This is a genomic window from Moritella sp. 28 (genome assembly GCF_018219435.1).
Classification (GTDB): domain Bacteria; phylum Pseudomonadota; class Gammaproteobacteria; order Enterobacterales; family Moritellaceae; genus Moritella.
Map to the genome: position 1 here is coordinate 310,533 of NZ_CP056121.1, position 25,475 is coordinate 336,007.

21 protein-coding genes are annotated in these 25,475 nt (G+C 40.1%); 16 read left to right on the plus strand and 5 right to left on the minus strand.

All coding sequences use genetic code 11. The features are described from left to right. The first annotated feature begins 78 nt into the window (after positions 1 to 78). The 3 genes from ftsY (at position 79) to ftsX (ending at position 3,320) form a co-directional block, all read left to right on the plus strand. Positions 79 to 1,539 carry a signal recognition particle-docking protein FtsY gene (gene ftsY / locus HWV02_RS01430; RefSeq protein WP_255550579.1) on the plus strand — a complete coding sequence of 487 codons (1,461 nt, stop codon included), beginning with the start codon at positions 79 to 81 and terminating at the stop codon, positions 1,537 to 1,539. A 148-nt stretch (positions 1,540 to 1,687) separates the two neighbouring features. Then, positions 1,688 to 2,359, plus strand: a complete 672-nt coding sequence (gene ftsE, locus HWV02_RS01435) for a cell division ATP-binding protein FtsE (protein WP_045112086.1) — start codon at positions 1,688 to 1,690, stop codon at positions 2,357 to 2,359. 1 nt (position 2,360) lies between these two features. Continuing rightward, complete coding sequence (ftsX, locus tag HWV02_RS01440) at positions 2,361 to 3,320, plus strand: permease-like cell division protein FtsX (protein ID WP_211678172.1); 960 nt, start codon at positions 2,361 to 2,363, stop codon at positions 3,318 to 3,320. A gap of 110 nt (positions 3,321 to 3,430) precedes the next feature. Here ftsX and HWV02_RS01445 read toward each other — a convergent pair whose 3' ends face one another. After that, positions 3,431 to 4,030, minus strand: a complete 600-nt coding sequence (locus tag HWV02_RS01445) for a LysM-like peptidoglycan-binding domain-containing protein (protein WP_211689519.1) — start codon at positions 4,028 to 4,030, stop codon at positions 3,431 to 3,433. A gap of 249 nt (positions 4,031 to 4,279) precedes the next feature. Here HWV02_RS01445 and parC point away from each other — a divergent pair, with 249 nt between their 5' ends. Both parC and HWV02_RS01455 read left to right on the plus strand, forming a co-directional pair. Then, positions 4,280 to 6,544 (plus strand): DNA topoisomerase IV subunit A, encoded by a 2,265-nt coding sequence (gene parC / locus HWV02_RS01450; protein ID WP_211678174.1) that lies wholly within the window; start codon positions 4,280 to 4,282, stop codon positions 6,542 to 6,544. A 59-nt stretch (positions 6,545 to 6,603) separates the two neighbouring features. Beyond that, the gene (locus tag HWV02_RS01455; RefSeq protein WP_211678175.1) at positions 6,604 to 7,323 is read left to right on the plus strand and encodes a 1-acylglycerol-3-phosphate O-acyltransferase; all 720 of its coding nucleotides are present in this window, start codon (positions 6,604 to 6,606) and stop codon (positions 7,321 to 7,323) included. Positions 7,324 to 7,482: 159 nt separating this feature from the next. Here the strand turns inward: HWV02_RS01455 and rsmC are convergent, their stop codons facing one another. Next, entirely contained in the window at positions 7,483 to 8,517 is a 1,035-nt protein-coding gene (rsmC, locus tag HWV02_RS01460) for a 16S rRNA (guanine(1207)-N(2))-methyltransferase RsmC (protein WP_211678176.1), read from the minus strand. A 397-nt stretch (positions 8,518 to 8,914) separates the two neighbouring features. On the opposite strand from rsmC, the gene dapA reads away from it, so the two are divergent. After that, complete coding sequence (dapA, locus tag HWV02_RS01465; protein ID WP_211678177.1) at positions 8,915 to 9,832, plus strand: 4-hydroxy-tetrahydrodipicolinate synthase; 918 nt, start codon at positions 8,915 to 8,917, stop codon at positions 9,830 to 9,832. A 78-nt stretch (positions 9,833 to 9,910) separates the two neighbouring features. On the opposite strand, the gene HWV02_RS01470 is transcribed toward dapA, so the two are convergent. Continuing rightward, a complete protein-coding gene (locus HWV02_RS01470; protein ID WP_211678178.1) occupies positions 9,911 to 10,486 on the minus strand; it encodes a DUF1566 domain-containing protein in 576 nt (191 codons plus the stop codon). An 11-nt stretch (positions 10,487 to 10,497) separates the two neighbouring features. Further along, positions 10,498 to 12,099 carry a DUF1566 domain-containing protein gene (locus tag HWV02_RS01475; RefSeq protein WP_211689521.1) on the minus strand — a complete coding sequence of 534 codons (1,602 nt, stop codon included), beginning with the start codon at positions 12,097 to 12,099 and terminating at the stop codon, positions 10,498 to 10,500. Between the two features lie 298 nt (positions 12,100 to 12,397). On the opposite strand from HWV02_RS01475, the gene oxyR reads away from it, so the two are divergent. Continuing rightward, entirely contained in the window at positions 12,398 to 13,294 is an 897-nt protein-coding gene (oxyR, locus tag HWV02_RS01480; protein ID WP_211673765.1) for a DNA-binding transcriptional regulator OxyR, read from the plus strand. 108 nt (positions 13,295 to 13,402) lie between these two features. On the opposite strand, the gene HWV02_RS01485 is transcribed toward oxyR, so the two are convergent. Next, positions 13,403 to 15,976, minus strand: a complete 2,574-nt coding sequence (locus HWV02_RS01485) for a penicillin-binding protein 1A (protein WP_211678180.1) — start codon at positions 15,974 to 15,976, stop codon at positions 13,403 to 13,405. A gap of 190 nt (positions 15,977 to 16,166) precedes the next feature. On the opposite strand from HWV02_RS01485, the gene pilM reads away from it, so the two are divergent. The 9 genes from pilM (at position 16,167) to HWV02_RS01530 (ending at position 25,338) form a co-directional block, all read left to right on the plus strand. After that, entirely contained in the window at positions 16,167 to 17,198 is a 1,032-nt protein-coding gene (pilM, locus tag HWV02_RS01490) for a type IV pilus assembly protein PilM (RefSeq protein ID WP_255550662.1), read from the plus strand. Next, positions 17,198 to 17,758 carry a PilN domain-containing protein gene (locus HWV02_RS01495; RefSeq protein WP_211678182.1) on the plus strand — a complete coding sequence of 187 codons (561 nt, stop codon included), beginning with the start codon at positions 17,198 to 17,200 and terminating at the stop codon, positions 17,756 to 17,758. Before pilM ends, HWV02_RS01495 begins: the two co-directional genes overlap by 1 nt. After that, positions 17,755 to 18,333, plus strand: a complete 579-nt coding sequence (locus tag HWV02_RS01500; protein WP_211678183.1) for a type 4a pilus biogenesis protein PilO — start codon at positions 17,755 to 17,757, stop codon at positions 18,331 to 18,333. Before HWV02_RS01495 ends, HWV02_RS01500 begins: the two co-directional genes overlap by 4 nt. Continuing rightward, entirely contained in the window at positions 18,330 to 18,857 is a 528-nt protein-coding gene (locus HWV02_RS01505) for a pilus assembly protein PilP (RefSeq protein ID WP_211689524.1), read from the plus strand. Before HWV02_RS01500 ends, HWV02_RS01505 begins: the two co-directional genes overlap by 4 nt. Before the next feature lie 21 nt (positions 18,858 to 18,878). Continuing rightward, on the plus strand, positions 18,879 to 21,143 hold the full coding sequence (locus HWV02_RS01510) for a type IV pilus secretin PilQ (protein ID WP_211689526.1): 2,265 nt from the start codon (positions 18,879 to 18,881) through the stop codon (positions 21,141 to 21,143). 212 nt (positions 21,144 to 21,355) lie between these two features. Then, positions 21,356 to 21,871, plus strand: coding sequence for a shikimate kinase AroK (gene aroK / locus HWV02_RS01515; protein ID WP_211673772.1), 516 nt, complete (start codon positions 21,356 to 21,358; stop codon positions 21,869 to 21,871). Positions 21,872 to 21,881: 10 nt separating this feature from the next. Further along, positions 21,882 to 22,991 carry a 3-dehydroquinate synthase gene (gene aroB, locus HWV02_RS01520; protein WP_211678186.1) on the plus strand — a complete coding sequence of 370 codons (1,110 nt, stop codon included), beginning with the start codon at positions 21,882 to 21,884 and terminating at the stop codon, positions 22,989 to 22,991. Beyond that, positions 22,969 to 24,456 (plus strand): AAA family ATPase, encoded by a 1,488-nt coding sequence (locus HWV02_RS01525; protein WP_211689528.1) that lies wholly within the window; start codon positions 22,969 to 22,971, stop codon positions 24,454 to 24,456. Before aroB ends, HWV02_RS01525 begins: the two co-directional genes overlap by 23 nt. 69 nt (positions 24,457 to 24,525) lie before the next feature. Further along, positions 24,526 to 25,338 (plus strand): Dam family site-specific DNA-(adenine-N6)-methyltransferase, encoded by an 813-nt coding sequence (locus tag HWV02_RS01530; protein WP_211678188.1) that lies wholly within the window; start codon positions 24,526 to 24,528, stop codon positions 25,336 to 25,338. The last annotated feature ends 137 nt before the right edge of the window (positions 25,339 to 25,475 follow it).

The window sequence follows — 25,475 nt, forward strand, 5'->3', positions numbered from 1 at the left end:
CTTGTAGGTGAAGTTTAATTATATCGATATTGAGTCATTGTAGCAGGTCAATGCTGCTGAAAGTAAGGTTTTCCGAAAATGGCAAAGAAAGGCATGAAAAATTGGTTTGGCTTCGGTAAAAAAGAAGCAGAAGACACACATGAAAATGAAGTGTTAGTAAATAATGACGATATTCAACAGGATAACGTAATTGACAGTATTCAAACTGACAGCGCTCAAGTTAACAATACTAAGATAACTGAAACAGACGTTGAGGTGGTAGAAACTACGACTATTGATAACGCTGAAGAACGTGTTATTGACGCGACTAGCGCTGAAACGACAGAGACTGACAGTGCGGATGTTGACGCTCCAAAGTGGTACCAGTTTGGCAAAAAGAAACAATTAAAACAGGACACTGAACAAGCCGAGGCGCAACCGCAACAAACGATAGACGAACAAGTAACAGATATTGTCGCTACGCCAGCGACGATTGAGATTACAGATGAGGTTCAAACAACGGCAACGGCTATCGAGACCGCTCCTGTTGTCGACACTGAAAGTACGCCTGTAACTGAAGTTACCGCTGTTATTGATGATCGCGCAGATGATGTTGCTGATGAAGAACCAAAAGATAAATTCTTTACCCGCTTAAAACGTGGTTTATCACGTACCAAAGGTAATATCGGTAGTGGTTTTAAAAGCTTCTTCCGCGGTAAGCATATCGATGATGAGTTATTCGAAGAACTCGAAGAGCAACTATTAATTGCTGATCTTGGTGTCGCGACAACGACTCGCATCATTGATAACTTAACGCAGCAAGCCTCGCGTAAAGAATTAAAAGATGCTGAAGCTTTGTACGATATCTTGAAAAAAGATATGGCGGAAATGTTGAAAAAAGTTGAGCAGCCGTTAGAAATTGACAGTAACAACAAACCACACGTGATCTTAATGGTTGGTGTGAATGGTGTGGGTAAAACCACGACTATCGGTAAAATGGCGAAGAAATTTCAAGGCGAAGGTAAATCTGTGATGCTGGCTGCAGGTGATACATTCCGTGCCGCAGCGGTTGAGCAATTACAAGTATGGGGTGATCGTAACGGCATCCCTGTGGTTGCACAACACACAGGTGCGGATAGTGCTTCGGTGCTATTTGATGCCATGCAATCGGCAACTGCAAAAGATGTAGACGTACTGATCGCAGATACTGCGGGTCGTTTGCAAAACAAAGCGCATCTAATGGAAGAGCTGAAGAAAGTTGTGCGTGTGATGAAAAAACACGACGCGACTGCGCCGCACGAGATCATGTTAACGATTGATGCAGGTACCGGTCAAAATGCCTTAAGCCAAGCGGAACTATTTAAAGAAGCCGTAGGTCTTACCGGCATTACTCTAACTAAGTTAGATGGAACAGCGAAAGGTGGTGTTATTTTTGCGGTAGCAGATAAATTCCAGATCCCAATTCGCTTTATCGGTATTGGTGAAGGTATTGATGATTTACGTACCTTTAATTCTGAAGAGTTTATTGATGCGCTCTTTAGTACTGAAGAACAAAAATAATAAGGTTAATACAGCGAGAACACGTTGCTATCACTGCTTATAGCAGGTGCTGTTAATCATATATTGACCAAATACTCATCGATCATACGATGAGTATTTGGTTTTACTATTCTAATGTTCATAAAAACATACCAAGGACACGGTCATCATGATTCGGTTTGATAATGTATCTAAAGTTTACCCTGGCAGCCTTAGTGCACTACAAAAGGTAAATTTTCATCTTGAAAAAGGTGAAATGGCTTTTTTAACGGGCCCATCGGGTGCCGGTAAAAGTACCTTATTAAAACTAATCAGCATGCTAGAACGACCAACCGCTGGTGAGATCACCTTAAATGGTCGTAACGTCACTAAAATTAGCAAATCTGAGATCCCCTTTTTACGTCGAGATATAGGTATTATTTTTCAAGATCATCGCTTATTAGTTGATCGAACCGTATTTGACAATGTTGCATTACCTCTGATTATCAAAGGTTATACTGCCAAACAAGTTAACAACAGAGTGTTGGCGGCATTAGATAAAGTGGGTTTATACAATAAAGCCAAGTGTTACCCGCCCATGCTTTCTGGTGGTGAGCAACAACGTGTGGGCATTGCTCGTGCTATTATTTCTCGTCCTAAATTGTTGTTGGCCGATGAACCTACTGGTAATTTGGATCCACAACTATCGATGGAAATTATCAAACTGTTTGAAGAATTCAATCGCACTGGCACTTCGGTATTGATTGCCACTCATGACTTGGGTTTGATTGCTAAAATGCGCTATCGCACCTTACGTATTAGGCGTGGTGAGATGTGTAATGACGAGTTACAAGGGATTTAACATGAATAAGCAACCCAATCGACCTGATGTATCATTTATTAAGCGTATCCAAATTCGTTGTCAGCAGCATATCCACCAAGCGATATCGAGTTTGACCGACGTATGGCGTACGCCCATTGCATCCTTAATGACTATGCTAGTTCTTGGCGTCAGTTTAGCCTTGCCGAGTACCCTGTATGTCGTATTAAAAAATAGTCAAACAGTCAGTGAAGGCTGGACTAGCCCGACCGATATTAATCTATTCTTGAAGAAAGACCTACCTGAATCGCGTTATAAAAATTTATTGCACCGATTAAAAACTTACAAAGAAGTCGATACTTTTGAGTACATTTCCAAAGAACAAGGCATGGACGAATTTAAGCGCTCTTCTGGATTAGTTTCGGCATTGACACTGTTAGATCATAACCCATTACCGGCAGTGGTCGTGGTGACGCCTAAACCTTATTACCGCACCTCAATTGCCGCCCAAGAGCTATTAGCGAAGTTAGAGCGCGAACCGGAAGTTCAACAAGGCAAGTTGGATATTATGTGGTTAGCACGCCTAGAAGGTATTATCTCTATCTTCAGTGATGCGGTATTCGTGGTATCAGTACTATTATTAAGTTCAGTGTTATTAATAACCGGTAATACCATACGGTTAAACATCTTATCTAATCGAGCCGAAATTGAAGTATTAAAATTGGTGGGTGCCACTAATGCATTTGTGCAACGGCCATTTTTATATACCGGATTTTGGTATGGTGCTATCGGAGGGATTTTAGCTTGGTTAGTGACTATATTCATGGTGTATTGGATGGAAGATACTGTCCTTAATCTTGCTCAGTTATATAACACTGAATTTACGATTGAAGGATTAGTTTTTAGCGAGATAATGTTGTTGTTCATGACCGCTATTGGCATGGGACTTATCTCTGCTGCTATTTCTGTTAATTATTATATTGCTAAAATTGAACCGAGCTAAGACTGAATTCAGCGTAGAGTGCGACAGGACTCAGAGGAAAATGTAAAAGAGTCAGGCGTAATCAAGTGTGTGCTTGAGTTACCCTGTTCTTTTATTATCTATATAGGATCTTACTGATAAATATAACTGCCATCTTCACGTAACGAAAATAGCGCTGGCTCACTATCTACATCACTAATGCGAAGCTGTATTAGCTTACCTGTCGTCGAGATATAAAATGACATGATCTGTCCCGGTTTCACTTGCGTAATGTATCGCGCGGGTGTACGCAATGCGATTAAATCATGGAGTACAGCGGAGGGAATATCATACTGACGAAAAATCCGGTAAACAGAATCTCCTTTTCGAATGACATGCGCGCGCCATTCTCCATCGATATTTTCAGGATCGAGCACTTTAATTTGTACTGGTGGCGGCGTATTACGGGGTTGACTCTGTCCTAAGCCCGCTTTATTTGCTACATTTTGTGTCGTTGTGATCGTCAGTTCGATTGACTTGCGTTCGTTGATCGTATCTTCACTATTCGTCGCGTCATCTGATATTGGAATAATGAGTAACGCGATTACTGCCAGTGATAATAAGGGCAGTAATTTTCGGTGAACACTGGGCAGCGTCTGATATGTACTACTTAACGCATTAACGCGTTTTGTCAATGATGGAAATAATAATTTAGTTTTTTCGATAAGAGAATATAATGCACTGCTCCCCATGATTAATTTCCTGTCATTTGTGTTTTTAATCGGATTTTGAGCTAATTAAGTCACTTTAGATAATAATAATATTGGCGCGTTATAGTTGAAATAACTATCTATAACGGCACTAAACAATACAATTTTTTGTTATTATCTAAGATAATTTTATTGCGCGTTTTATCATAGTATAAATGCTGAAAAATAGCATATGTTGTTTTCGCCTTTGAATGTGAAATTTTTACTTTATTCTAAATAACAGGAATCTTGATGACTGACGTTATTGATATGAGCTTAGAGGGTGTCGAAGAGCAACCGCTAAGGGAATTTACTGAGCAAGCATATTTGAATTATTCCATGTATGTGATTATGGATCGTGCCTTGCCTCATATTGGTGACGGGTTAAAGCCAGTACAACGTCGTATCACTTACGCAATGTCAGAACTGGGTTTACACGCAGGGGCTAAATATAAAAAATCAGCACGTACTGTTGGTGACGTACTCGGTAAGTACCATCCGCATGGCGATAGTGCTTGTTATGAAGCCATGGTACTTATGGCGCAACCTTTCTCTTATCGTTATCCATTAGTCGATGGTCAGGGTAACTGGGGGGCGCCAGATGATCCTAAATCATTTGCGGCAATGCGTTATACCGAAGCTAAATTATCTAAGTTTGCGGAAGTATTACTCGGTGAAGTAGGGTTAGGTACCGTTGACTGGTTACCTAACTTTGATGGCACTATGAAAGAGCCTCAATTATTACCGGCACGTTTACCGCATATCTTACTTAATGGAGTAACCGGGATTGCGGTTGGTATGGCAACTGATATTCCACCACATAACGTGCGTGAAGTGACGAATGCATGCCTGCATTTGATTGATAAGCCAAAAGCTGAGCTGTCAGAATTGATGGCGTATGTGAAAGGTCCCGATTACCCGACTGAAGCAGAAATTATCACCCCAGAAAAAGATATCGCTAAGATCTACGAAACTGGTAAGGGTAGCATTAAAATGCGTGCGGTATTCGGTATTGAAAGTGGCGATATCGTGATTAGCGCGCTGCCTCATCAAGTGTCTGGCGGTAAAATTTTAGAACAAATTGCTGCACAAATGCAGGCGAAAAAATTACCGATGGTGGCTGATTTACGTGATGAGTCTGACCATGAAAACCCAACGCGATTAGTAATCATACCACGTTCTAACCGCATCGATATCGAGCAGCTAATGGCGCATCTATTTGCCAGTACTGATCTTGAAAAAAACTACCGTGTTAACTTGAACATGATTGGCTTGAATGACAAACCGCAAGTTAAAGGTTTAAAGAAAATATTATTAGAATGGTTGGAGTTCCGTCGTACTACGGTACGTCGTCGTCTGCAATTCCGTTTGGATAAAGTACTTGCACGTTTACATATGCTCGACGGTTTATTAATCGCATTCTTAAACATTGATGAAGTGATTGAAATCATTCGCAACTATGATGATCCAAAAACTGAGTTAATTTCACGTTTTGATTTATCGGTTAAACAAGCAGAAGCAGTACTGGAACTTAAACTTCGTCACTTAGCCAAGTTAGAAGAAATGCGTATTCGTGGTGAGCAAGGTGAATTAAACACCGAACGCCATAAACTTGAGCAACTATTAAGTTCAGATCGCCGTTTAGCGACATTAGTGAAAAAAGAGTTAATCGCAGATGCAGAGAAATTCGGTGATGAGCGCCGTTCACCGATCATCGAGCGTAAAGAAGCGAAAGCGTTAACCGAAAAAGAATTAATGCCAAATGAAGCCGTGACGGTGGTGTTATCACAACAAGGTTGGGCACGTTGTGCCAAGGGTCATGATGTGGATGCTAAAGGACTCAGTTATAAAGCCAGTGACGGTTATAAAGATGCCGCAGAAGGACGCAGTAACTGTCCTGCGGTATTTATAGATTCAAGTGGTCGTTCGTTTGCACTTGATGCGCACACATTACCATCTGCGCGTAGTCAGGGTGAACCATTAACGACCCGCTTTACGTTAGCTGCGGGGAAAACCTTTACCCACGCTATCATGGCTGAAGATAACCAACAGTTCTTACTGAGTTCTGATGCGGGTTATGGTTTCATTGGTAAGTTTAGTGACATGGTTAGTCGTAATAAAAACGGTAAAGCATTATTAACCTTGCCAGTTGGCGGTTTGGTGATTGAACCACAAGCGGTGACAGATATAACGACTGATCACTGTTTAATTATCTCTAACGAAGGGCGGATGCTGATTTTCCCTCTATCATCATTACCGTTATTATCGAAAGGTAAAGGGAATAAGTTAATGAATATTCCGTCAGCACGCGTAAAAAGTCGTGAAGAATTTGTACAAATGTTGACGATAGTTCCTGATGGGCAATCGGTAACGCTTTATGCTGGTAAGCGTAAATTAACGTTGAAACCCGCTGATTTAGAACACTATAAAGGTGAACGTGGACGTCGTGGGTTTAAGTTGCCACGCGGATTACAGCGTGTTGATACGTTAGAAATCGTGGATGAACGATTCAGCTAACGCTTGTACACTGAGTATCCGCTAGGTATACTCAGTGCCATGTTATAAGAGGGTTACAAATGTTATTAATTAGTCGTTTAGTCTTGGTCATGCTATTTATGATCTATTTATTGATCATGAGCGTATTGCGCTTTAGCTTACAACCTAGAAATCCAAAACACGTGGCATGTGTGGCGCGAAACTTCTCTCGTTTGGCACGACTTATGGGCGTTAAACTAATTGTGCGGAAACCTGCGGATTTGAATGATGGTGGACCGTATGTATTTGTTGGTAATCATCAAAATAATTTTGATTTGATGACCATGACTGCTGCAGTACAACCAGGGACAGTATCAGTCGGTAAGAAAAGCTTAGTTTGGGTACCTATTTTTGGTTTTGTATATTGGTTATCGGGTAATATTTTGATTGACCGTAATAACAAAAGTAAAGCGGTCGGTACTATTTCTGAGGTTGCGGATCGTATTCGTAAAGGTCACTTGAGTATTTGGATGTTTGCCGAAGGTACGCGTAGCCGTGGCCGTGGTTTATTACCGTTTAAAACCGGCGCATTCCACACTGCAATGCAAGCGGAAGTACCGATTGTGCCAGTGTGTTGCTCAAATACGCATAACAAAATAAATTTAAACCGCTGGGATAATGGCGAAGTGATTATTGAGATCATGGCACCGATTCCAACGGTGGGATTAGAACGTCGTTCGGTAAGAAAATTATCAACGGACGTACACGCGATTATGAAAAAGCGTATTGACGAGTTATCTGTAGAAGCAAGAGATGCTTAATTAGATTGGTAAGTTTAGCTTAAACGCTGTATCTGAATTCAAGATAAATAACGTTTTTTTAATAGTAAAACGCCCATCACAATCGAATTGTGATGGGCGTTTTTGTTTATACTATTTATTAACGCAATGCGTTATTAGCGTAACTATTTATTCGCGGACTTATTTATTAGCATAATAGACTGCGAATTTAGATGATTTTATTTGTAGTAAGCAATGCCCAAAGGCAGCTTCGATGATTTCTGGGTATTTAAGGAAGCTATTTGCAACTAAGACTAAATGACCGCGTGGATTAATGTAATTATGCGCTTCTTTTAAGAATGTTTCAGTACTTGCATAATGTGTTTTTAAACCTGCATGGAACGGTGGGTTAGAAATAATATAATCAAACTTACCACTAATATCAGAATACACATCAGAAAGGTAAGCTTTACCCGCTAATTCATTTGCCGCTAATGTTAATTGACTTGATTTAACTGCAAGCGCGCTAATATCTGTCATTTCAACCTTGCTTTCAGGGAAACGTTTCGCGATATAACTACCGATAATACCTGCACCACAACCAAGATCAAGCACACGACCTGATGGTTTTTTATGTAGGTTATTAAGTAGAATATTACTGCCTGTATCTAGTTTACCGTGGCTAAATACCCCCGGTAATGTACATACGGTTAGCTCGATTCCTTTCACTGTCATTGGGAATGTCGTGATCCAATCACTTTGCACAAATTTAGCCACAGGTTTATTCAATTGAGTTACAAACAGTGAGCTACGACGTGCTGCATCTAGTTTGTTACAAATATCGCCATAAGGGGCAAAGAATTTATTGGCACTGCGAATACCTGCATTATTTTCACCAACCATGAAGATCATCGCGTCATCTTCAAGATGCTCTGTAATGTTGGCTAATAGGTACTCTACTTCTGCTTTTGATTTTGACATATAAATCAATGCTACTTGGTGTTTCTTAACTGCTTGATATTCTGTAGAGCAATGATTATCAATATTGCTGACATTATCATAATGTAGCTTAGCAGAGTAATCGTAGCTGAATAGCGTTACTTTTTTAGCTATTTTTGCTAACTCAGCAGGAAATGTGTCTTCGATGTAACCCGCAATCAACAGGTCTTTATCTTCAAAATGTGCAGTATTACGTTCGAGTAATTGACTTGCTGGGGTATAGCTATTGCTGATCATGGGTCTGGACTCTTTACTTAATTTGGTCGAAGATCTGGCCGGAGAGTATATACCCAAATTACTTCAATATCCTCTCCTTTCGGTTTGCTGATTATGCACCTTGGCGTTACTTAAGTATCGCTTTACCTTGTGGGATGGTCTTCTTTGTTTTTTCTTATGCTTAACCCGCTTGACATTTTGCGGTGAATGAAGAATTATTGAATGATACACAATCAGTTTTATAAATAATTTTTCAAACTATACGAGTTCAATACATGCTTAATTCTAAACGAAAACAAGATAAACAAGGCAAATTAAAGCTAATGTAGCATGTGACTCGAGAACATATAAATCCCTATAGAAACCTCGACCGCAATTTATGTAATCGAGGTTTTTTTATAATCGAAATGGAGCTTCTATGAGTGTTAACTCAACGGTCACCGATAAATCAGCAATGAAAGAATTACTTAAAGGCTCAATTGTTGCTTTGGTTACCCCGTTTAAAAATAATGAAATTGATGAACCAGCATTACGTAACCTTGTTGACTGGCATGTAGAGCAAGGTACGCATGGTATTGTTGCTGTGGGTACAACGGGGGAATGCCCAACACTTTCATTAGAAGAGCATTGCCAGATCCTTGATATTGTGGTGAATCAAGCTGCTGGTCGTTTACCGGTTATCGCTGGTGCAGGTTCAAATAACCCAACTGATGCAATCCTACTTTCTAATCATGCGCAAGCGGCGGGTGCTATCGCGACGTTACATGTTGCTGGTTATTATAACCGACCTTGCCAGGAAGGTTTATATCAACATTTTAAAGCAATTAACGATAATAATGACTTACCTATCATTGTTTATAATATTCCAGGCCGTGCAATTGTTGATATCCAACCTGAAACGTTAGCGCGTATGGCGGAGCTCGAAAATGTTGTCGGTATTAAAGATGCAACAGGTGATCTGTCGCGTCCTTGGTTAGAGCGTCAATTAATTAAAGGTGATTTCTCTTTCCTATCTGGAGATGATTGCACAACGGTTGCTTATAATGTGTCTGGTGGTAATGGCTTAATTTCTGTGTCAGCTAATGTGGCGCCAAAACTGTATGCAGAAGTGCAGGAATTAACGTTTGCGGGTAAATATGTAGAAGCGAGAGAACTGCAAGATCGTTTGATTACGCTACATAACTTAATGTTTAAAGAAACTAGCCCGGCAGGTGTCAAGTATGCAGTGTCGTTATTAGGCTTGTGTGAACCTGAGTGCCGTTTACCTGTGATTGAACTGACCCAAGGTACTAAAGATGAAATTCGTGCAGCCATGGTTGAATTAGCGCTTATTTAACCTTGCATACATAATCGCTAGTATGAAATGAAAACGGCGAGCTAAGCTCGCCGTTGTTGATCTTGAATCATTCAAAGTTTAGTTATAACCGCCCTTTACAGCCCGTACTACGTAGCTAGTGTTCGAACTTTCTGGTGTCGTTAGAGGCATTTCTGTGCCATCAGAAAAATTAATGACTCGCGATACAAGATGGTCATAATTTGCATGAACACCACTGCCTTTAAAGGGTGTACTGGAGTAATAAATACTTGATACCGTATTCGGAAACAGCGTTAAGTTAATTGTTGGTGCAGCGCAACTGCGATCAACCAAGGAACCTAACTCTTTAATATTTGGCATGCGCCAGCCTGAAATATTATTCACTTCATAAGATGCAGCAGCGGATAGCGCATCTCCCCAGTCTAGATAATTTTCAGCACCAACACTCGAACAAGAGTTTGTACTTAAAATATAAGTTTGACCAAGGGTACATTTTGCCCAAATAAGGCTGGTCCGTAAATCTGTCACTGTACCATTGAGGTTATCAATAAATTCGAATGTTGAATATTCCTGATCTAATCGAGGGTCACAGTTTAAGTTAACGGGATCTGAGGCAGCAAAAGTACTCGCAGTAAATAAAGTGGTACTAATAAGTAACAATTTTGAGGTTTTCATATTATTTGCTCCTACTCAGTTGAATCATCTGTTGTGGCTACAGGGGTGAAGAACTCAGTAGGTACATTGCTACTGACAACTAATACTCTATGATGTTCTTTTTTATGGCACTTATTCACGCTACCTGTCTGTAGGTTTACGCACCACGCGAGCTGTTCCGAATCTTTTACTTGATTTGCAGTCCAATAAACAGGGTCTGACTCCGGAGTCTCTAGCTGTATGCAGCTAATCTTTGGGTTACCATCAGCATCTGGAGCTGGATTACCATCACTATCCAGAATAAAAGCACATTCAGTAATATAGCTTTTGTCGATAACGCAATTATCCGTACTTTTACAATCAAAGAAAGAGTCATCAAATGCATGATTTTGGGTACCTGTAACGGTAGAGTAATCAACGACGTCATTATAATTGAGGATACTGCGTAATTGTTCAACGCTAGGTACAACCCAGTTTGTTTTACCACAAGCGCCAAGTCGATTAACTTCGTCCGCATAACTGCCGGTTGAACAGTATAGAGGCTGACCATCATTGCGCTCGCCGCCTAAGTAGCCACATGCCTGATTTGCATTATGCGCTCCTTCTTCGGCGCCTTCATCTAATGTCGCGTCATTTAGACCTGAGGCCCATCCACTTCCTGCTGTACCCAATGCCGATGGCATCCAAGGATAGTGAAAATTAGCTGCTTTATAATTTTGTCCGTTGGCCATTGTAAAAACGTCTGGATCGGATGGGTCTGCTTTTGCCTCATGAGTAATGATATTACGTGGGCCTTTTACCTGCCAAGTTAATCCTGTTACTTCATCAGTCACACACTCGTAATTATTACTGTTGGCAACAACTGGCATTCCATTATTCGCTATTTTCACGAAGCGAAATCCTGCCTTGCCTTTATATTCAGAATCACTTGGATTTACGTCAAATAAGTTTTTATAAAGTTGTTTTGTATTATCCTTATTATCTCCAGTGTCCGGTTCTGTTGCTGCAGAGTTAATGATGATATCAAGACCATATGCAGCATCCTGTTGCTTATATTTATCATTAGTTTGAGTTTGTATATCGAAAGTACTACCATCAGAATAAGCTGTAATGCCAGTATCATTAAGATAAACATTACCCGAGATTAGCAGATTAATTGTTGCTGGTTCACCGACATTACCAGTAAACGTTAATGACAGGGTTCGCGCATCATATACATCACTTTTTTGATAGGTGGTGATAGTGAGGCTTGTTGTCGTCGAGCCTTTAGCAAAGGTGAGGGTTGATGCATTACTGATGGTGTAATCTTCGCTTGTGCCTTGGACGGCTGTACCAACAATGTCAATATCGTAAATAACGGCAGCGTCAGGTGTTTTATCTAAGTAATAGTTGAAAGTAAATGTTTGTCCACGTTGGATAACCTTAGGTAATAAATTACCACTGGCAGTGTAAACGGTATCTTCGTTACTACCGTTATCAGTATCGCCACTGGAGTCTCCATTATCACCAGAGTCTGTACCATTATTAGTATTACCAGAGCCACTTGTGGCTGCGTCTAAGTTATCACTACCACAGCCAGTTAAGCCGATAGATAGCAGTAAAATAGTTAAGAAACTTAACTTTTTTAAGCGCATATAAAATCCTTATTATTGCTACGACAGTAATCCGTTACTGAATAAGTGTGCTTTATTCTCTAAATCAACACTCGGAGGGATGTTGCTGAAATGTTAATTTGGAGTAAGGTTATGATAATACCGATAATTTTAACGCCTGAGAAGTGTCAATTGTCACAAATGGTTATAATATTTTTATTTATGATCAATTTGTTGTGTGTTTTTGGTGATAAGGGGTGTGGTAATTAATGTTTTATTGATAGTATGTACAAATCGTTTTTAGTTATTTCATTGTTATTACCGTTTAAGTTGGGTCGATATGAACTTAAGAGATTTAGAATACCTTGTCGCGCTACAAGAGTTAAAGCACTTTAGAAAAGCCGCTGAAAAATGCTTTGTTAGTCAACCTACACTCAGTGGCCAGATCCGAAAGTTAGAAGATGAGCTGGATGTTATTTTAATTGAGCGTACATCAAGAAAGGTATTGTTTACGCCTGCTGGAGATCAAATTGCGGATCAAGCTCGTACGGTATTATTAGAATCGAAAGCCATTAAAGAAATAGCGAAGAGCTATGCCAGCCCGACCGCAGGGGCCATTCATATAGGCTTGATTCCAACCGTTGCACCGTATTTATTACCGCTAATCGTACCGTCTATGAAGAAAAAATTTCCAGATTTGGATATGTTTTTACATGAAAATCAAACGAATGAATTATTAAAACAACTTGATGAAGGTGAGTTGGATTGTTTGCTATTGGCTTATTTACCGGGTATGGAAAAGTACGGTCATATTGAGTTATATAAAGAACCATTAGAGCTTATTGTCCCAAGTTCACATCGCTTTAAGGGGCGTGACCGTGTTGATTTATCGGAGTTACGTGGTGAGCATATTTTAATGTTGGAAGATGGTCATTGTTTACGTGATCAAGCTATGGACTATTGCTTTACCGCAGGTGCAACAGAAGATCCGAGTTTTAAAGCGACAAGTTTGGAAACGTTGCGTCACATGATTGCAGCAGAAGCTGGGATTACTTTATTACCGCATCTTGCGATACCTCGCAACCGCTTTACCGAAGGTGTTGAATATATAAAATTGACTGAACCTGAGCCTATTCGACGTATTGTTTTATTATACCGTAAGGGTTCGGTAAGACGTCCTTGTTTTAACGATATTGCGCAAGTGATTAATAAACAAGTGACTGCAACCATCGCTTGATATAAACCCTGCTGATTAGTGAGCGGTGGCTAGAGTGTAGATATAAAATGGCGCTACTTTAAAATAAAGCAGCGCCATTTTTAGTTTATTTGTTTAATGCAATTGGCATTAAAATAAGTCATCCAGTGATTCTTCCGCCTCATCACTGTTTTCATTGATGCGTTCAAATGAAGAGTCAACATCTTGATTGTTAACATATTCCGTTGGTTCCGTACCCTGGATAAAGTATTCAAAACGGGAAGTATAATCAGACTTATACGTTAACAAGCCTGATTTACGATCAATACGGACTTGCACAATGTTTTCAGGTAGTACATTCGGGCGCTCTGGGATCCCTTTTAGCGCAGATTTCATGAACGCAATCCAAGCCGGTTGGGCTGTTTTTGCACCCGCTTCACCACCGATAATCTGATGTTTATCCAAATTAATATTGCGGCTTACACGACCTAATTCACGGCGATGATCATCAAAACCAATCCAGCTTGTTGCTGATAGGTCTGGATTAAAGCCAGAAAACCAAGCATCTTTTGCTTCATTTGTTGTACCTGTTTTACCACCAAGATCATGGCGTTTTAGTGCACTAGCTGCACGCCAACCTGTCCCATTCCAGCCAGTTTTATGACGCCAACTACCGCCGCCCCAAATCACACTCGCCATCACTTGACGCATTAAGAATGCATTCTGTTCAGTAATAATACGCGGAGCAACTTGTAATGTACCGTAAGGCGCTATATCACAGAGGGCGTGTGCATCACCTTCAATTTTTGACCAATATTCAGGATCATCAGTGTTTAACGCAATTTGTTTTTCGCACGTTAGGCAGGCTTGCTTTGGTGCTGCTTGATAAAGGAGTTCACCATTGGCACTTTCAATACGGTCAATAAAGTAAGGTTCAACTTTAAAGCCACCGTTCGCAAATGTTGCGAACGCAACTGCAACTTCAAGCGGAGTTAAAGATGCAGAGCCCAATGCTAATGACTCATCACGTGGTAGTTTGCTTTTATCAAAACCGAATTTTGCCATGTAATTAATGGCGTTGCTCAGACCGACTTGACGGAATAAACGTACTGACATTACATTTTTTGATTGTGCTAAACCTAAACGTAAACGCGTTGGCCCATTATATGTTGGTGGTGAGTTTTTTGGTCGCCAGGCTGTACCTGCTCGTGGATCCCATTGGTTAATAGGCGCATCATTGATAAGAGTTGCGAGCGTTGCACCTTGTGCTAAACCAGCCGAATAAACAAATGGCTTGATGTTTGAGCCAATTTGACGTTCAGCTTGCGTCACGCGGTTAAACTTGCTCTGTTGATAATTAAAGCCGCCCACTAAGGCTTCAATGGCTCCATCTTTATTATCAATGGCGATGAATGCAGAACTTGCATCAGGGATCTGACCCAGCATCCACTGATTTTGCTTGTTGTTCACTGACATTGGACGTAATAGTACTATATCACCAGCGTTGACGATCGAATCTGCTGTTTGCGGTGCCGGACCTTGTTTTTTATCAGAAATGAATGGACGAGCCCATTTCAGTCCATTCCAACTCACGGTAACTTGATCACCATTGGCAAGTAAAGCTTCAACTTGTTGCTCTTTTACAGTCATGATAACGGCTGGCTGTAGTGGCTTATAACTTGGCTTATCTTTAAGCAATAACAAGATATCTTCGTTGCTTAGTACTTCATCATTAGTCCAAGCTTGACCAAGGGGCCCACGATAACCGTGGCGCAAGTCATAATTGAGTAGGTTATTTATCAATGCAGTGGTTGCTGCAGTTTGGCGATCGCTGAGTACTGTTGTATAAACGTTAAAGCCTTGGGTGTAGGCTTTATCTTCACCATAGCGTGAAATCATTTCACTACGTACCATTTCAGCTAAATAAGGCGCAGATAAGTCAATTTCTGCACCGTGATATTTACCTGTGATAGGGGTATTGTTCGCTTCTTCAAATTGCGCTTGAGTAATATAGTTCTCGTCTAGCATGCGTAATAATACTGTGTGACGACGTGCTTTGGCGCGCTTTGGTGAACGGATTGGATTTAATGCAGAAGGAGCTTTTGGTAATCCGGCAATGACCGCCATTTGGGCTAGGGTTAACTCATCTAACGTTTTACCGTAATAAACTTGTGCTGCGGAACCAATACCAAACGAGCGGTAACCGAGAGGGATCTTATTAAGATATAGCGTTAAGATTTCATTTTTAGTGAGATTTTGTTCGATATGCCACGCTAAAAAGATCTCTTTAATCTTACGAATAAAGGTTTTTTCTCGGGTTAAAAAGAAATTTCTAGCAACCTGCTGGGTGATGGTACTCGCACCCTGTTTACGTTCACCTGTCATAATCATAATGCTGGCTGCGCGTATGATTCCAATTGGATCTATGCCTGGGTGGGTATAAAAGCGGTTATCTTCTGTAGCAAGAAATGCCTTGATCATTAAGGGCGGGACATCGTCAATCTCTATAGGGATACGCCGTTTTTCACCAAATTGCGAGATCAGTTTACCATCTTGGCTATAGACCTTCATTGGTGTTTGCAGCTGTACCGTTTTTAAGCTACTAACATCAGGTAGTTCTGGCTTAATATAGAAATAAAGCGCAAAAATACTCGCTATTCCTAATAACCCACTAACCAATATAAATACGGATAATCGTTTAGCCCATTTCACAATAATTTCCACAATGATTTACCAAGGATTAACCATTATATCTCTGTTTTGTGAAATAGTACGAGTTCTTTATGATAGACCTAATACATTTAAGACTGTATGCTTTGTTTGTAACAAATAATTAACAAGTAAAATTCATTGTTATTACATAGAGTTGAAGGTCATCATGCTAAAGCTGTTTAAAAGGAATCAGACAGTGGCAATGATCGGAGTTGATTTTGGATCATCGTCCGTAAAAGCCCTAGCGCTGTCTAAGCGATCAGAGCATTATGTGGTAGATATGGTATCAGAGGTTGCAACGCCAAAAGGATGTGTCGTTGATCACCAATTGCAAGATATAGAAGCATTAATTAATGTGTTGCAACAAGTGCGTCAAGATTTTCCTTTCCGTTATAAACAAGCTGCTACTGCCGTATCTGGTACGAATGTTATTACAAAAATTATATATGTTGATACAGACCTTTCTGGCCCAGAGCTTGAAATGCATATCGAACTGGAAGCGGAGAGTTTAATTCCATTTCCGCTTGACGAAATCAGCCTAGATTTTGAAATATTAGGCGTTAATGACAATAATCCCAGCAAGCATAATGTGTTGTTGAGTGCTACTCGTACCGAAAGCGTTACTTCATTAGCGGGCTGTTTAGAAGAAAATGACTTTATCCCTCAAATTGTCGATGTAGCTGCACATGCGTTAGCACGATCTCATGATCTTTATTTACGTTTGGCTGAATTACAAGATGATAGCAAGGTGGTTGCTGCAATAGATATTGGCACCAATATGACTATTTTTTCAATGTTGCATCAGGGTGAGTCGATTTATTCTCGTGTGCAAAATTTTGGTGGCGAAAATTACACGCGAACAATCAGCGAGCATTATAGTTTAAAGCGTGACGAAGCAGAGAAAATGAAACTCGCTCAAAACTTGCCGTTGGATTACGACATTGATGTTCTCGCCCCTTATGTAACAGCATGCATCCAACAAATCCGTCGTAATGTACAATTGTTTACTAACTCAGGATCGTTACAAAAGATTGATATGATCACATTGAGTGGTGGCTCTGCATTAATCATGGAGTTGGCTCAACAAGTTGAAAACGAATTGGGGATTACTACTCGGGTCGCGAATCCTTTTGCACAATTTGATTATTCTGAAGATGTCGAAGATAAAGCGCGTTTAATCGCTAATGGTCCTCGTTATATGGTGGCACTTGGTTTAGCGATGAGGGCTTTATAATGTCAAATATTAATCTTCTACCTTGGCGAGAAACCGAGAAAAAGTCCCGACAGCAGCGTTTCTTTACCTTAAGTGGCATGAGCCTAGGTGTTACCTTGTTGGTTATGATGATATTAAATATGGTGGTTGGTGGTTACATCAGTAATCAAAAGCAACGTAATGCCTTGTTGATGCAAGAGATGCAAGTTATTGATGTCAAACTAGGTAAAATTAAAGAGTTACGAGGGCGTAAAGATAAACTACAAGAACGTATTGATTTAATTCAAAGTTTACAGCGTAGTCGCAATACTCCAACACAGTTAATGAACACCTTGCCGCAATTGGTTCCAGCCGGTGTTAATCTCGCCACTCTCACGTTTAAAAATGACATCATTAAAATAAATGGTACCAGTGATTCGAATACGCGTCTTGCGGTATTATTGCGAAATATTGAGGAATCAACTTGGCTCAGTGATGGTAATTTAGACTCCATTATTGCTTTGTCAGAAGCAGAAGGAAATCGTTTTGAAATGCGATTTTCGGTAACGCCAATGATGACGGATGAGGGAGAGCTAGAATGAATTTACAGGAACTTAATGAACTTGATCTTGAAGATCTTGGTAATTGGCCTAAGCCCGCTAAAATAGCCATTAATATTATATTTTCAGTGTTAATTGCTGCGTTATTTTATTGGGTTTTTATTTCGACTTCACTACAAACACTCGATAATCTTGAAAAGAAAGAGGCGAGTTTAAGGTTACAGTTTGAAGCAAAAGCAAGTCTTGCTGGTAACTTAAGTTTATATACCGATCAGATGTCGGAAATGGAAAATTTATTTAACAGTATGCTTAGGCAGTTACCATCCAAAAGTGAGACAGCTGGATTGCTTGATGATTTGAGCTATATTGGTCAGCATAATGGTTTGCAATTACGTAAATTCAAATGGTTGCAGGAAGTAAAACGAGACTTTTCTTATGAAGTACCCGTTAATCTTGAAGTGATAGGGACTTTTCATCAACTTGGTCAGTTTACCAGTGATATTGCAGCGTTGCCACGGATTGTAACGCTAGAAGATTTCACTATTACTAAGTTGCAAGGGGAATTACTCAAAGTGAATATGATTGCCCGTACTTATCGTTATAAGGGGGATAAATGAAGCGTATTAGTAGCCTAATTTTTCTATCTCTGGCGGTAGGTGGTTGTACCATGGATAACCAGGAACTTGTTGATTATATTAATGAAGTTAAAGCGCGTAAAATGGTTCAAATTGAAAGTGTACCGGATATGGAAAGCTTTGTAGCTTTACATTATTCTGAAACAGGGGCGCGTAATCCCTTTTCAAATCCTCGTCCGGAATCGGTAAAAGCAGAAACACCGTTTCCACAAGATTGTCCGCAGCCTAATTTTGCGCGGATTAAAGGACCGTTAGAAACTTACTCATTAGATAATTTGGACATGCATGGCACCCTTGGAAGTGATAAACACCTTTGGGGATTGATTAGAGCAAGTTCGGGGGAAATATTTAGAGTCTCACCAGGTGATTATATTGGACTTAATCACGGTGAAATACTCGATATTACTAAAAACTATATTGAACTTTCTGAGTTGATATTAACAGGAAAGGGATGCTGGCAAGTACGTACGACCCAAATTCCACTCAGTAACCAAGACCACAGTTAAGCCATTTTCAGGGATGATAAAATGACTAAATCACATGTAAGATGTGCCAAAATAGCAAAAATTTTGGTGTTATGGACGACCATTTTATGTTCTGCTTTCAGCTTTGCTGAACCGCAACTAAAACAAATTCATTTAAACGCTTTGGCAGAGGGGCAGTTAGAGCTCGAACTGGAGTTTAGTGAAAATGTTGTTGAATATGCAGATAAATTGCAATATTCACCGCATCAATTAATTATTTTAGTACCGGATGCTAGCTCAACCTTACTACTTAACCCCGTGGTTATCGAACAAGGTAATGTATTAAATGTAGCAGCAGAACGTGTTGATTTAGGCCTTAAAATTACCATTGCCTTAGATGAACTCGTACCGTATCAAATCATTCAAACTAATAACAGCTTAATCGCAACGTTTGGTTTACTTACTAGTGATGTGACTGTACCTGAAATCGCAGATAATAGCGCGGATATGGATACTTTGGTGCTTGCTGTTGAGCCGACAGTTGCCACTACCGGCAATAGTGCAGTGCTGCCAGCTGCCTCTGTTATTGATAGTAATATTGTTAGCCTTGATGTACCTTCTGCGACAGTAAATCCTTCATTGTTAGTCACTAAAGATGGTCGTCAAGTGACAGTGCAGTCGCCTAAAATTGAAGAGATTATACCGGTTGAAGAAGATGTTAGCGGTTTTGTAAACCAAGTGCGCGGGATTGATTTTCGAACTGGTAATGATGGCAGTGGTAAGTTAATTTTAACCATGAAAAACAGCTCTATGGCCGTTGATATTCAACGTAAAGGCAATAAATTAATCGCAAAGTTTCACAGTACGGCTATTTTGAAAAAATTGCTCTATATTTTAGATGTGGCTGATTTTGGTACACCTGTAACCACGATTGAAACTTTTCATGATGAAGGTGTGACTGCGTTTGAATTAGACGTGAGTGATGATTTTACTTACCGTTATGATCAAGCTGATAATATTTTTGTGATTGAAATTACTAAGCAAGATCCAGATGAAAAAACCAGTAAATATCAAGGACAAGCGATTTCACTTAACTTCCAAGATATTCCTGTGCGTACAGTATTACAGTTAATCGCTGATTTTAATGAGTTTAACTTAGTTACCACTGATTCTGTGAATGGTAATATCACCCTGCGTTTAGATAGTGTACCATGGGAGCAGGCTCTTGATATTGTCATGAAAGTGAAAGGTTTAAGTAAGCAGCTTGAAGGTAATGTACTGATGGTTGCCCCTTCGGATGAATTATCGGCATTAGAGCGCCGTGATCTTGTCAGTAAAAAAGAAGTGGAAGATTTAGCTGAGTTACAATCAGAATTTATTCAGATTAGCTTTGCAAAAGCCGCTGATATCACAAAGCTTTTAGCACAAAAAGATTCTAGTCTGTTATCATCGCGGGGTTCGGTTAGTTTTGATGCACGTACGAATACGCTATTAATTAAAGATACAGCGACAGCAATCGCTAATGTGAGGCGGATTGTTGACGTATTGGACATTCCGGTTCGCCAGGTGGTTATTGAAGCGAGAATGGTGTCTGTAGTTGATAATCTGGATGATGAACTTGGGATCCGTTGGGGTCTAGGCGGTAGTACTGACATTGGCAGAGGCTTTGGTTTATCATCGGGTTCGATTGAAGGTAACGATGCTATTGCTGGTGGTCATGTACCTGCTATTGGTGACAGACTCAATGTTAATTTACCCGTGGCATCACCTGCTGGTTCTATCGCTTTTCAGATTGCTGAATTAGCGAATGGTCAGATACTCGATTTAGAACTTTCAGCATTAGAAGCAGAACAAAAAGCTGAAGTGATTGCGAGTCCAAGAATTACCACTACTGACCAAAAGTCTGCGTATATTGAACAAGGTACGGAAATCCCGTATGTTGAATCAAGTTCAAGTGGTGCAACCACTATCGCCTTTAAAAAAGCGGTATTGGGTTTACAAGTTACACCACACATTACTCCGGATAATAAAATAATCTTAGATTTGAAAATTAATCAGGATACTCGTGGTGATGATGTGAAAACCGTTGGTGGTGAAGCTGTCTCCATTGATACCCAAGTTATTAGCACGCAAGTGTTGGTTGAGAATGGCGAAACTATCGTGTTAGGCGGTATATTTAAGCATGAAATTAAAAAGATTGTAACGAAAGTTCCGGTTCTCGGTGATATCCCTTGGTTAGGTGTATTGTTCCGTAGTACTAAGAATGTTAACCAAAAACGAGAGCTGTTAATCTTCGTTACACCAAAAGTGGTAGTGGATACGTTGTAACCTACCTTTGACAAAAGGCCGTAAAAACTATATAAATAGCGGTCTTTTTCTGCCTGAAATGTCATCACCTGGTTTTTTTACCGGGTGTTGCTGATTTTGGCTGTTGCCAAATGTCTCATCACTGGTTGCTGCAATCAGAGGACATTTTATAGGTAGGTCTGGTGCCCCTAAGAAAAAGGGTGTTATTACTTTAGATTTATTGAAGAGTTAAAATGGCTGAAAAACGTAATATATTCCTAATAGGCCCAATGGGCGCAGGTAAAAGTACAATTGGTCGCCAACTAGCGAGCCAGTTGCATTTAGACTTTATCGATTCGGATCATGAAATTGAACGCCGTACAGGTGCTGATATCTCATGGGTGTTCGATGTTGAAGGTGAAGCTGGTTTCCGTGTTCGTGAGGCGGAAGTGATTGACGATCTAACACAAGAGCAAGGTATTGTGTTAGCAACGGGTGGTGGCTCTATTTTAAGTAATGAGAGTCGTAATTACCTTTCTGCTCGTGGTGTAGTTGTTTATTTAGAAACAACTATTGATAAGCAGTTAGTAAGAACATCACGCGATAAGCGTCGCCCTTTACTACAAACTGAAGAACCACGTGAAGTTCTGGAAACATTAGCTGATGCTCGTAATCCTTTGTACGAAGAGATTGCTGATTTTACAGTTAAAACAGACGAACAAAGTGCGAAAGTTGTGGCGAATCAAATTATAAAGTTATTGGATTTTTAATTGGAGTAACATGGAAAGTTTAACTGTTGAACTGGGTGAGCGGAGCTACCCTATTTATATTGGTGAAGGCGTATTAACGCAAGTAGCGCAATTTACGGCTGCAATAACAACCAATAAAGTTGTCGTGATCTCAAACGATACGGTTGCACCGTTGTATTTACAACGCGTACAAGCATTGTTACACGACTATAAATTTGACAGTATTATTCTTTCTGATGGTGAACAATTTAAAACCCTAGATACTTTAAATGAGATCTTTACCGCGCTACTGCGTGAGAACTGTGGACGTGATACCACGTTGATCGCTCTCGGTGGTGGTGTTATTGGTGACATGGTTGGCTTTGCGGCCGCCTGTTACCAACGCGGTATCCCCTTTATTCAAATCCCGACGACTGTGTTGAGTCAAGTTGATTCCTCGGTTGGCGGTAAAACGGCAGTTAATCATCCGTTGGGTAAAAATATGATTGGTGCTTTTTATCAGCCCAATGCTGTTTTTATCGATACGGATTGTTTAGCGACCTTGCCTCGACGCGAACTGGCGGCTGGTATAGCTGAAGTGATTAAGTATGGGATCATTTATGATGCGGACTTTTTTGTTTGGCTAGAAGAAAACATTGCAGCGCTAATGGCGCTCGATACGGCAGCGTTGGAATACGCAATTTATCGTTGTTGTGAAATTAAAGCTGAAATTGTTGCTATTGATGAAAAAGAGCAGGGCTTACGCGCGTTGCTCAATCTTGGTCATACATATGGTCATGCTATTGAAGCTGAAATGGGTTATGGCGTTTGGTTACACGGTGAAGCGGTTGCTGCTGGAATGATAATGGCAGCACAAACATCGGCATTAATGGGGCTATTAACAGCATCTCAAGTAACACGTATTGCTGCATTAATCGCGGCTGCTGAGTTGCCTTTACTGGCGCCAGCAGAAATGAGCTTTGATGCATTTATGAAGCACATGAAACGTGACAAGAAAGTACTTAATGGCCAGCTTCGTTTTATTTTACCAACATCAATTGGCAGTGCCGAAGTATTATCGACAGTAACTGAAAGTACGTTACGCGATGTGGTTAATTTCCATAATCAGGCGGATTCTAGTGCACTATTCAGTTCAAACTGAAATTTATTCTCAAACGCAGCTGTGTGAACGGCTGCGTCATCTCACACAATTCTCTTCACATTTATTATTCGTAAGCGGTGAATCCGGTTCAGGTAAATCAACGGTATTACGTAATTATGTAGAATCAGATCTTAATCAAAAAACCATTACAATTGATGCGCAGCAGTGCCATGATGATACGGCAGTTAGAACGCAAATATTACAGCAGATCAGCTATGATGGTCGTTTCAATGCGCATATAATGTTAGCCGAGAGCTTATCGTTACTTGCTCAGCAGCTTGAACATGAATTCACGCTATGTATTGATAATGCCATGTCATTATCGCCAGCAAGTATTGCTGAGTTTGCGCAATTAGTAGAATTAAGTCTTAATCATAAAATTAATATTAAAGTAAATATCATTTCATTTGCAGAAAGTAAGTGGGTTGATATAACCATACTGCCATTGGCAAAATCAGCAACCAATGTATTGGAGTTGGAAATGACCGTATTAGATTCGCAAGCCGCTGTGCAATTTGTTGAGCAGCAATTTAGTCAAGCTGATTATAAACCCACGTTTGTTAATCAGGATGCAATTAATCGTCAAATTGAAGCGTGTCATGGTAATCCAGCTGAATTAGCAAAATGTGCGCAAGCGATCATGCAGGGGCAGGTTTATCGCGCTGAATCACCAACGCCGAGTACGACGGATAAATCTGTGATAACATCAAATAAGTCATTTTATTTAGCGGCGATGATTACTGGCGTGTTGCTGTTAGGTAGTGCAGGCTCATTTTTATATGACACTTATCAAACTGAGCAGGAACAAGCTGCTGATACCGTACTGAAAGAGCCTCTATTGCTTTCTCCTGTGATGACACAAGATGATGCAGTGACAACGGATGTAAATACAGGTGCAGGGGCTATCGTCGATGCGAGCGAACCTCAAATGTTGGCCAGTGATTGGGATGATGAGTTACCAACCGAAATAGGTCAAACTATCACGTTAACAGATCCTGTTGTGTCCGTACCAAGACCGCAAGTGGGTAAACAGCGAATTGTGATTGATGATGCTGCTGTGAATAAGATGATTGCCGAGCAAAAAACATCAGATACTGCAAAAGTAATTGATAGTAAAATGGTTGTGGAAGTCGCTGACAAAGTAGTACTAAAAGACGCTGTGAATACAGCTAAAACATTAACCAGTCAAGCTTGGTTGATGGCTCAACCGGCGAAAAATTATACATTTCAAATTGCAGGGTTAAGTCGTCAATCACAGCTAAAGCAGTATTTAAACGAGAACGAATTACCTGAAAATGTCTGGACATATCAAACACTACGTAACAACAAGCCTTGGTATGTGGTTCTTTATGGTAGCTTTACCAGTGTTGAGCAGGCGAATGCCGCGAAACTAAAATTGCCGGCGTCAGTACAAAAAGATAAACCGTGGCTGAAACGATTCGCTCAGATCCAAAGAGATTTATAAATAAACAGCGCAATTTAGCTGTAATCCATGTACAATCGGCCCCCTTTTATTTAGCGATATAAGTCACAAATGCAGAAAACGCGAGCCTTCTTAAAATGGGCCGGAGGTAAGTATTCTCTGGTTGATCATCTACGTGAAAAACTACCGACTGGTAAGCGTTTAGTTGAACCGTTTGTTGGCGCTTGTTCAGTATTTTTAAATACTGATTATGACGAATACCTGTTGAATGATATTAATCCTGATTTGATTAATATGTATAAGATTCTGCAACAAAAACCAGAGCAATTTATTGCCGATGCTCAGCGTTTCTTTACGCCTGAATTTAATGATAAAGAGCGTTATTACAAAGTACGTGAAAAGTTTAACAAAACTCGTGACCCTTATCAGCGTTCGTTAATGTTTCTTTACATGAATCGTCATGGCTTTAATGGTTTATGCCGTTATAACAAATCAGGTGGTTTTAATGTGCCATTTGGTTCTTATAAGAAGCCGTACTTCCCGTTAAAAGAATTACGTTTTTTTGCTGAAAAATCGAAAAAAGCCACGTTTATTTGTGAATCTTATTCTGAAGTTTATAAACGTTTACGCAGTGATGATGTCGTTTATTGTGATCCGCCGTATGCGCCATTAAGTACAACTGCAAGTTTTACTTCGTATGCGACCAATGGATTTAGTCTGGATGATCAGGCGCTACTGGCTAAAGTTTCTCGTGAAACAGCACAAGAGCGACAGATCCCGATATTGATTTCGAATCATGACATTCCTTTAACGCGTGAACTTTATCATGGTTCTATATTTGAGGTTGTTCAGGTTAAACGTACCATCAGCCGTAATGCTGGTAAGCGTAATAAAGTCGACGAACTGTTGGCGTTATACAGCTAAATCCTAATGTATTAACACTATTCGCTTTAATTTATCGGCCAATGCTGAGTTGTCAGTGTTATTCTGGTTTTATTATTTTACCCTAGGGGCTAACTTAGGGTAAGATTTGCACAGAGTAATGGAATAATAACAACTGA

Bases quoted from the DNA above. Each gene is read 5' to 3' on its own strand.
- ftsY (WP_255550579.1), top strand. From the start codon at position 79: ATGGCAAAGAAAGGCATGAAAAATTGGTTTGGCTTCGGTAAAAAAGAA.
- ftsE (WP_045112086.1), top strand. From the start codon at position 1,688: ATGATTCGGTTTGATAATGTATCTAAAGTTTACCCTGGCAGCCTTAGT.
- ftsX (WP_211678172.1), top strand. From the start codon at position 2,361: ATGAATAAGCAACCCAATCGACCTGATGTATCATTTATTAAGCGTATC.
- HWV02_RS01445 (WP_211689519.1), bottom strand. From the start codon at position 4,030: ATGGGGAGCAGTGCATTATATTCTCTTATCGAAAAAACTAAATTATTA.
- parC (WP_211678174.1), top strand. From the start codon at position 4,280: ATGACTGACGTTATTGATATGAGCTTAGAGGGTGTCGAAGAGCAACCG.
- HWV02_RS01455 (WP_211678175.1), top strand. From the start codon at position 6,604: ATGTTATTAATTAGTCGTTTAGTCTTGGTCATGCTATTTATGATCTAT.
- rsmC (WP_211678176.1), bottom strand. From the start codon at position 8,517: ATGATCAGCAATAGCTATACCCCAGCAAGTCAATTACTCGAACGTAAT.
- dapA (WP_211678177.1), top strand. From the start codon at position 8,915: ATGAGTGTTAACTCAACGGTCACCGATAAATCAGCAATGAAAGAATTA.
- HWV02_RS01470 (WP_211678178.1), bottom strand. From the start codon at position 10,486: ATGAAAACCTCAAAATTGTTACTTATTAGTACCACTTTATTTACTGCG.
- HWV02_RS01475 (WP_211689521.1), bottom strand. From the start codon at position 12,099: ATGCGCTTAAAAAAGTTAAGTTTCTTAACTATTTTACTGCTATCTATC.
- oxyR (WP_211673765.1), top strand. From the start codon at position 12,398: ATGAACTTAAGAGATTTAGAATACCTTGTCGCGCTACAAGAGTTAAAG.
- pilM (WP_255550662.1), top strand. From the start codon at position 16,167: ATGATCGGAGTTGATTTTGGATCATCGTCCGTAAAAGCCCTAGCGCTG.
- HWV02_RS01495 (WP_211678182.1), top strand. From the start codon at position 17,198: ATGTCAAATATTAATCTTCTACCTTGGCGAGAAACCGAGAAAAAGTCC.
- HWV02_RS01500 (WP_211678183.1), top strand. From the start codon at position 17,755: ATGAATTTACAGGAACTTAATGAACTTGATCTTGAAGATCTTGGTAAT.
- HWV02_RS01505 (WP_211689524.1), top strand. From the start codon at position 18,330: ATGAAGCGTATTAGTAGCCTAATTTTTCTATCTCTGGCGGTAGGTGGT.
- HWV02_RS01510 (WP_211689526.1), top strand. From the start codon at position 18,879: ATGACTAAATCACATGTAAGATGTGCCAAAATAGCAAAAATTTTGGTG.
- aroK (WP_211673772.1), top strand. From the start codon at position 21,356: ATGGCTGAAAAACGTAATATATTCCTAATAGGCCCAATGGGCGCAGGT.
- aroB (WP_211678186.1), top strand. From the start codon at position 21,882: ATGGAAAGTTTAACTGTTGAACTGGGTGAGCGGAGCTACCCTATTTAT.
- HWV02_RS01530 (WP_211678188.1), top strand. From the start codon at position 24,526: ATGCAGAAAACGCGAGCCTTCTTAAAATGGGCCGGAGGTAAGTATTCT.